This is a genomic window from Jeotgalibacillus terrae (assembly GCF_016908195.1).
Taxonomy (GTDB): domain Bacteria; phylum Bacillota; class Bacilli; order Bacillales; family Jeotgalibacillaceae; genus Jeotgalibacillus; species Jeotgalibacillus terrae.
This window is the reverse complement of the sequence record NZ_JAFBDK010000023.1, coordinates 42,814-50,196: the sequence shown is the minus strand read 5'-3', so window position 1 is coordinate 50,196 and position 7,383 is coordinate 42,814. Positions and strand designations below refer to the sequence as shown.

The 7,383-nt window shown below is 45.0% G+C and carries 13 protein-coding genes; all 13 read right to left on the bottom strand.

Annotated elements, in window-relative coordinates; translation table 11 throughout:
* Positions 1 to 427: 427 nt before the first annotated feature.
* Positions 428 to 808 carry a 50S ribosomal protein L17 gene (gene rplQ, locus JOD21_RS17125; RefSeq protein WP_039806331.1) on the bottom strand — a complete coding sequence of 127 codons (381 nt, stop codon included), beginning with the start codon at positions 806 to 808 and terminating at the stop codon, positions 428 to 430.
* Between the two features lie 42 nt (positions 809 to 850).
* Complete coding sequence (locus JOD21_RS17120; protein WP_204730754.1) at positions 851 to 1,795, bottom strand: DNA-directed RNA polymerase subunit alpha; 945 nt, start codon at positions 1,793 to 1,795, stop codon at positions 851 to 853.
* A 162-nt stretch (positions 1,796 to 1,957) separates the two neighbouring features.
* Positions 1,958 to 2,347: a 30S ribosomal protein S11 gene (gene rpsK, locus JOD21_RS17115; RefSeq protein WP_041120851.1), complete on the bottom strand. Its 390-nt coding sequence runs from the start codon at positions 2,345 to 2,347 to the stop codon at positions 1,958 to 1,960.
* 26 nt (positions 2,348 to 2,373) lie between these two features.
* A complete protein-coding gene (gene rpsM, locus JOD21_RS17110) occupies positions 2,374 to 2,739 on the bottom strand; it encodes a 30S ribosomal protein S13 (RefSeq protein WP_041120850.1) in 366 nt (121 codons plus the stop codon).
* A gap of 23 nt (positions 2,740 to 2,762) precedes the next feature.
* Positions 2,763 to 2,876 carry a 50S ribosomal protein L36 gene (rpmJ, locus tag JOD21_RS17105; RefSeq protein WP_003156543.1) on the bottom strand — a complete coding sequence of 38 codons (114 nt, stop codon included), beginning with the start codon at positions 2,874 to 2,876 and terminating at the stop codon, positions 2,763 to 2,765.
* A 38-nt stretch (positions 2,877 to 2,914) separates the two neighbouring features.
* The gene (gene infA / locus JOD21_RS17100) at positions 2,915 to 3,133 is read right to left on the bottom strand and encodes a translation initiation factor IF-1 (protein ID WP_039806323.1); all 219 of its coding nucleotides are present in this window, start codon (positions 3,131 to 3,133) and stop codon (positions 2,915 to 2,917) included.
* A 21-nt stretch (positions 3,134 to 3,154) separates the two neighbouring features.
* Entirely contained in the window at positions 3,155 to 3,445 is a 291-nt protein-coding gene (locus tag JOD21_RS17095; RefSeq protein WP_204730753.1) for a KOW domain-containing RNA-binding protein, read from the bottom strand.
* Positions 3,446 to 3,461: 16 nt separating this feature from the next.
* Entirely contained in the window at positions 3,462 to 4,208 is a 747-nt protein-coding gene (gene map / locus JOD21_RS17090) for a type I methionyl aminopeptidase (protein WP_204730752.1), read from the bottom strand.
* The gene (locus tag JOD21_RS17085; RefSeq protein WP_204730751.1) at positions 4,208 to 4,858 is read right to left on the bottom strand and encodes an adenylate kinase; all 651 of its coding nucleotides are present in this window, start codon (positions 4,856 to 4,858) and stop codon (positions 4,208 to 4,210) included. The genes map and JOD21_RS17085 overlap by 1 nt, the downstream gene beginning before the upstream one ends.
* A gap of 56 nt (positions 4,859 to 4,914) precedes the next feature.
* Positions 4,915 to 6,216, bottom strand: a complete 1,302-nt coding sequence (secY, locus tag JOD21_RS17080; protein ID WP_204730750.1) for a preprotein translocase subunit SecY — start codon at positions 6,214 to 6,216, stop codon at positions 4,915 to 4,917.
* Complete coding sequence (gene rplO, locus JOD21_RS17075) at positions 6,216 to 6,656, bottom strand: 50S ribosomal protein L15 (protein WP_041120845.1); 441 nt, start codon at positions 6,654 to 6,656, stop codon at positions 6,216 to 6,218. Before rplO ends, secY begins: the two co-directional genes overlap by 1 nt.
* A 30-nt stretch (positions 6,657 to 6,686) precedes the next feature.
* Positions 6,687 to 6,869: a 50S ribosomal protein L30 gene (rpmD, locus tag JOD21_RS17070; RefSeq protein WP_039806311.1), complete on the bottom strand. Its 183-nt coding sequence runs from the start codon at positions 6,867 to 6,869 to the stop codon at positions 6,687 to 6,689.
* Positions 6,870 to 6,882: 13 nt separating this feature from the next.
* A complete protein-coding gene (rpsE, locus tag JOD21_RS17065; protein WP_204730749.1) occupies positions 6,883 to 7,383 on the bottom strand; it encodes a 30S ribosomal protein S5 in 501 nt (166 codons plus the stop codon).

Genomic DNA, 7,383 nt, shown 5'->3' with positions numbered 1-7,383 from the left:
AAAAAGCTTCGTTTCTTAAGGGCGGACTAAAAAAGATCCAAACCGGGTTGGGAGCAGCACTCTTGACAGTTTTGTTCATATCAGGAGGCTCAGCGCACGCCCTGCGGAAAGCATCCGCCTGCAGCGAAGATCAATTCTCGTTCGTATCTACTTATTAACTATTTTTTCATACTAAACTACATCAAACTCTCCCCTCGAGTTTAACATAGCTTAATACAAAAAAAGCGCGCACCTCATTCAAGGAAATGCGCAAGTGTGACTATTATATTTCCGTCTCCATTGTGACGATGGATGAATGAGGTGCTTAGAGCTAGACGGGACAGGCGAACCTGCCCATCGTAGCGCTCTGCTTTTTGCGTGTCGTATGAATCGTTAAATAAAGAGGGCGAGAGCAGTTAGGCTCCGCCCTCTCCGGTGCAATCAAGAATTATACTAATTCAATGATTACCATTGGTGCGCCGTCTCCGCGACGAGGACCAACTTTCATGATACGAGTGTATCCACCTTGACGTTCAGTATAACGAGGTGCTACATCGTTGAATAGTTTTTGAAGAGCGTATACTGTTGACTCTTCGCCTTCTTCGTTCTTAACAGTTGCCTGATCGCGACGGATGAATGCAGCTGCCTGACGACGTGCGTGCAGGTCACCACGTTTTCCAAGAGTGATCATTTTTTCTACTGTTGAGCGAAGTTCTTTCGCGCGAGCTTCAGTTGTTTCAATACGTTCGTTGACGATAAGGTCAGTTGTAAGGTCACGAAGAAGTGCTTTACGCTGAGAGCTTGTACGTCCTAACTTTCTGTAAGCCATGAAGGGTTCCCTCCTTTATTAAAATTCTGTTCTATCAGTTCATTAGTCTTCTTTGCGAAGGCCTAACCCAAGTTCATCTAATTTCGCCTTAACTTCTTCAAGAGACTTACGTCCAAGGTTACGCACTTTCATCATATCCTCTTCTGACTTGTTAGCCAGTTCCTGGACTGTGTTGATTCCTGCACGCTTCAGGCAGTTGTAAGAGCGAACAGACAGATCAAGTTCTTCGATTGTCATCTCCAATACTTTCTCTTTCTGATCTTCTTCTTTTTCTACCATGATTTCTGCATTCTGCGCTTCATTGGTTAAGCCAACGAAAATGTTAAGGTGTTCAGTCAGAATCTTAGCACCTAGAGCAATAGCTTCTTTCGGGCCAATGCTTCCGTCTGTCCAGACATCAAGTGAAAGCTTATCGAAGTTCGTCAGCTGACCAACACGAGTATTTTCAACCTGATAGTTTACACGGGAAACAGGTGTGTAGATTGAATCAACCGGGATTACACCGATTGGCAGATCTTCACGCTTGTTCTGGTCTGCTGGTGTATAACCACGTCCTCTTGATGCAGTTAAACGCATGCGAAGGTGACCGTTTTTGCCCACTGTTGCGATATAAAGATCCGGGTTAAGAATCTCTACGTCACTGTCATGAGTAATATCGGCCGCAGTTACCTGACCATCACCTTGAACATCGATTTCCAATGTTTTTTCTTCATCTGAATAGATCTTCAATGCCAGTTTCTTGATATTCATTACAACTGTTGTGACATCTTCTACGACGCCTTCGATCGTTGAAAATTCGTGCAGTACACTGTCAATCTGGATTGACGTTACTGCTGCACCAGGAAGTGAAGATAATAGGATACGACGCAAGGAGTTACCCAATGTTGTACCATACCCACGCTCAAGTGGCTCTACAACGAATTTTCCGTACTTGGCATCATCGCTGATCTCAACCGTTTCAATTTTTGGCTTTTCAATTTCGATCATTCAAATTTACCCTCCTTCAAAACGTCGAAATCCCGGAAAGGTATCCGAAATTCCCCATGTTTACGGTTCCCATTGTGCTTTACAACTGGATCTATCATCTCTGTAAGAAGGAAACTGCCTTTTCCAGTATTAACCGGAATCAGCTGATCTTATACAGAAAAATTAAACACGACGACGTTTTGGCGGGCGGCAGCCATTGTGAGGCACTGGCGTTACGTCTTTGATTGCCGTTACGTCAAGACCTGCAGCCTGAAGTGCACGAATAGCCGCTTCACGACCAGCACCAGGACCTTTTACTGTTACTTCAAGAGTTCTTAGTCCGTGTTCCATTGAAGCTTTAGCTGCTGTTTCAGCTGCCATTTGTGCTGCGAATGGAGTTGACTTACGAGATCCGCGGAAACCAAGTGAACCAGCACTTGACCATGCAATTGCATTACCCTGCGTATCAGTAATCATCACGATTGTATTGTTAAAAGTTGAGCGGATGTGTGCAATACCAGCTTCGATATTCTTTTTCACACGACGCTTACGAGTTTGTTGTTTACGTGCCATTGTAGGAAGTAACCTCCTTTACCTAATTATTTTTTCTTGTTCGCTACAGTCTTACGAGGACCTTTACGAGTACGAGCATTATTTTTCGTGTGCTGTCCTCTTACAGGAAGACCACGACGGTGGCGAAGACCACGGTATGAACCGATTTCCATTAGACGCTTAATGTTAAGTGACGTTTCACGACGAAGGTCACCTTCCACTTTGTAGCTGTCAAGGATTTCACGGATTTTGTTAAGTTCATCTTCAGTCAGATCACGAACGCGAGTGTCTTCAGAAACACCAGCTTCTTTAAGGATTTGACTTGCAGTTGATTTACCAACACCAAAAATATAAGTTAGAGAAATCACAACGCGCTTATCGCGAGGGATATCTACTCCAGCAATACGTGCCATTTACACGAGCACCTCCTTCTTTATTAGCCTTGTTTTTGTTTGTGTTTAGGATTTTCGCAAATCACCATTACTTTACCTTTTCTGCGGATGACTTTGCACTTTTCGCAGATTGGCTTAACAGATGGTCTCACTTTCATCTTATCTAAACCTCCTTAGTGGTTCGGAGTGCAAAAGATTATTTGTAACGGTAAGTGATACGGCCGCGAGTCAGATCGTATGGAGATAACTCCACAGTTACTCTGTCGCCTGGCAGGATTCGAATGAAGTGCATACGAATTTTACCTGACACGTGTGCAAGCACAGTGTGACCATTTTCTAATTCTACCTTAAACATTGCATTAGGCAAAGTTTCAGCAACGGTGCCTTCAATTTCGATAACATCGTCTTTCGCCATCGAACAAATCTCCCTTCTTTATCAATCTTTCAGAGTGCTGACAAATGTCGTCACTGCATGACGCAGCTTGCCGTTTGTCACACGCCCTGTTTCGGATATACTATTTTGAACTTCAGGGGATACATAGTCGCATGAAGTCAAATGATGGATGTTTTTTTTCTTGGGCCGGTCAAACTTCCGGTTTTCACCGTCCGCAATTAAAACAAACTTTTCATCTAACCGATGAATGACAACCGCATATACTCCCGTATCGCGGCCCTTGTTCACCTGCACAATTTGCCCTATCCCGGGGGGCGAATCGGATTCAAACAAAAAGGATCACCTTCAATCAGGTTCTTGTCAGGATCTCGTAACCTTCTTCTGTGATCGCAATCGTGTGTTCAAAGTGCGCACACATTTTACCATCAACTGTTACGACTGTCCAGTTATCAGCAAGTGTCTTGACGTAGCGACTTCCTGCATTCACCATCGGTTCAACCGCTAGTACCATGCCGGGCTTCAGGCGGGGTCCCTTATCAGGTGGACCAAAATGAGGAATTTGCGGTGCCTCATGTAAGTCTTGCCCTACACCGTGCCCCACATACTCCCGTACGATTGAAAAACCGTTTTCTTCAGCATACGTTTGAACAGCATGAGAGATGTTCGACAGACGAACACCCGGTTTAGCTTCACTCAGGCCACGGTAGAGTGACTCTTCCGTAACTTCAAGCAGCTTTTGTGTCTCTTCAGGAATCGTTCCTACCGGATAAGTCCAGGCTGAGTCACCGTGATAGCCTTTGTACTTTGCGCCAATATCAATACTGATAATGTCGCCGTTCTCAAGCGTTCGGTTACCTGGAATACCATGTACGAGTTCTTCATTCACAGATGCACAAATGCTTCCGCTAAAACCGTTGTATCCTTTGAAGGATGGAACCGCGTCATGCTGACGGATGAACCGGTCAGCAATCTCATCAAGTTCCTTCGTTGTGATACCAGGCGCTATATGCTTTTGCAGCTCCTGATGGGTTAACGCAACGATCTTGCCTGCTTCGCGCATGATCTCAATCTCGCGAGGAGTCTTGCAAATGATCATTAGCGAAGGCCCCCAAGCAATTCATCAACATCAGCGAATACCTTGTTAATATCCTGCTGGCCGTCAATGTCTCTGAGCACACCCTTTTGACTGTAAAAGTCAAGAAGCGGCTGAGTTTGCTTCATATTAACATCTAAACGATTTTGTACAGTTTCAGGTTTGTCATCTTCACGCTGGTAAAGCTCTCCACCGTCTTTATCACATACACCTTCTACTGCAGGAGGGTTGAATACTGTGTGATACGTCGCACCGCAGGTCTTACAAATCCAGCGGCCGGTAAGACGCGTCATCAGTTCTTCTTTTTCCACCTTAATGTTTAGAACATAGTCAAGTTCTTTGCCAAGGTCTTTGAGTAATGCATCAAGCGCATCGGCCTGTGCCACTGTTCTCGGGAAACCATCTAACAGAAACCCTTCTTGGCAATCGTTTTTGCTTAATCGTTCACGGACAATACCGATCGTTACTTCGTCCGGTACCAGGTCACCCTGATCCATGTACGATTTCGCCTTCATTCCAAGCTCTGTGCCGTCTTTAATCGCTGCACGGAACATATCCCCTGTCGAAATGTGGGGGATATTATATTTTTCAATAATTCTTTCAGCCTGAGTACCTTTACCAGCACCAGGTAATCCCATTAAAACAATATTCACAAGTAAGCCCCCTCATTTACGATGGGCTTCAGGGCTCTCACCCCAAAACCATGTGATTATCTCATGAACCCTTTATAATTCCGTTTTACCAGCTGTGCTTCAAGCTGCTTCATTGTCTCAAGTGCAACCCCTACAACGATCAATAGGCTAGTACCGCCAATTTGAACCGATTGTGGAAGTCCTGCAAGATTAATGAAGAAGATTGGCAGGATTGAAATTACTGAAAGGAAAATCGCACCTACGAAAGTTAAACGGTAAAGAACGCTCGTCAGGTAATCCTGAGTCGCTTGTCCAGGTCGGATCCCTGGGATATAACCACCTTGTTTTTTAAGGTTTTCTGCCATATTCTCCGGATTCACCTGAATGAATGCGTAGAAATACGTGAACGCAACGATCAGCGCAACATAAATCGTCATACCGATTGGCTGCGTGTAATCAAATACTTCCTGAATCGTTGTTGTAATGTTGTTTTGACCAAAGAAAGTAACGAGTGTCTGCGGTGTGATAATAAAGGAAATCGCGAAGATAACCGGAATTACCCCTGCAGCATTCACTTTCAATGGAATGTGTGACGACTGTCCGCCCGTTGCCGGTGCATTCTTGCCGCCTACACGCTTTGCATATTGAACCGGAATTTTACGCAATGCCTGCTGGACGAAAATAACGCCAACTGTAATTGCGACAATCGCGAGTACCAATAGTGCCAGAATCACGATGTTAAGGAAAAGTTGTTCCCCTGCACCCTGAATCTGTTGTGCGTATAACTGATTAACGCCATTAGGAATAGCGGCCACGATACCTGCAAAGATAATGATGGAAATACCATTTCCAACACCTTTTGCTGTGATCTGCTCTCCTAACCACATTAAAAAGGCTGTCCCGGCTGTCAGTACAACTGCGATTAGCATGTACGTTGTAACCGATGTGTCAGGGATCAGTGATCCGCCGTACATACGATTAAAGCCATAAGACATTCCGATTGCCTGGATGAATGCCAGTACAATCGTGAAGTAACGTGTAAACTGAGCCAGCTTACGACGACCAACATCTCCCTGCTTTGACCACTCAGCAAACTTCGGTACTACGTCCATTTGCAAAAGCTGTACAATGATGGAGGCCGTGATATACGGCATAATGCCCATCGCGAGGATCGAGAAGTTGATTAATGCTCCACCACCGAATGTATTCATAAATCCGATCAGGCCGGCCATTTCATCCTGTGCCTGAAGAACTTGTGCATCTACACCCGGAACTGGAATGAAAGTTCCGATCCTAAAGACCACCAACATTAAAAGGGTGAAAATAATTTTATTTCTTATATCACCCACGCGCATAAAATTGGAGATTGTCCGAAACATTAAACCACCTCAGTTGTTCCGCCGGCAGCTTCAATTGCTTCTTTAGCAGCAGAAGAGAATTTGTGAGCTTTAACAGTCAGCTTCTTCTCTACGTTACCTTTAGCAAGGATCTTGATTCCTGCTAATTCTTTGCTTACTACTCCAGTTTCGATTAGAAGTTCCGGAGTTACTTCCGTACCTTCGTCAAAACGGTTAAGTGTGTCAAGATTAACAACCGCATATTCCTTACGGTGGATATTAGTGAATCCACGTTTTGGAAGACGGCGTGCTAATGGGTTCTGACCACCTTCAAAGCCTGGTCTTACGCCTCCGCCTGAACGGGCGTTTTGACCTTTGTGACCTTTACCTGAAGTTTTACCATTACCAGAACCGATACCGCGGCCAACGCGATTGCGTTCTCTGCGAGATCCTTCTGCTGGTTTTAACTCATGAAGTTTCATAGTGGCACCTCCTTGTTGATAAACATCAAATTAGATTTCTTTAACTGATACCAGGTGAGACACTTTATTGATCATGCCGCGGATAGCTTCGTTATCCTGCTGTTCAACAGTCTGGTTAGTCTTACGAAGACCAAGAGCCTGTACTGTTGCACGCTGATCTTTACTGCGTCCGATCACGCTGCGAGTGAGGGTAATTGCTAGTTTATTTGCCATCACTTATCCCTCCTTATCCTAACAGTTCTTCCACTGACTTGCCACGTAGCTTAGCAACGTCTTCTGCACGCTTAAGCTGCTTAAGGCCGTCAATTGTGGCACGAACCATGTTGATTGGTGTGTTAGAGCCTAGTGATTTTGAAAGAATGTCGTGGACACCTGCAAGTTCAAGTACCGCACGAACTGGTCCACCAGCGATGATTCCTGTACCAGGAGATGCTGGTTTGATTAAGATTGAGCCTGCACCGAAGCGGCCTGTAACAAGGTGAGGAGTTGTTCCTTCAACCATTGGTACTTCAATCAGATTTTTCTTCGCGTCTTCGATTGCTTTACGGATCGCATCAGGTACCTCTTGGGCTTTACCTGTACCGAAACCTACATGGCCATTCTTGTCTCCTACTACTACTAGAGCAGAGAAACGGAAGCGGCGGCCACCTTTAACAACCTTAGCGACACGGTTAATCGTAACTACGCGTTCTTCAAGTTCAAGTTTGTTTGGATCAATGCGACGCAT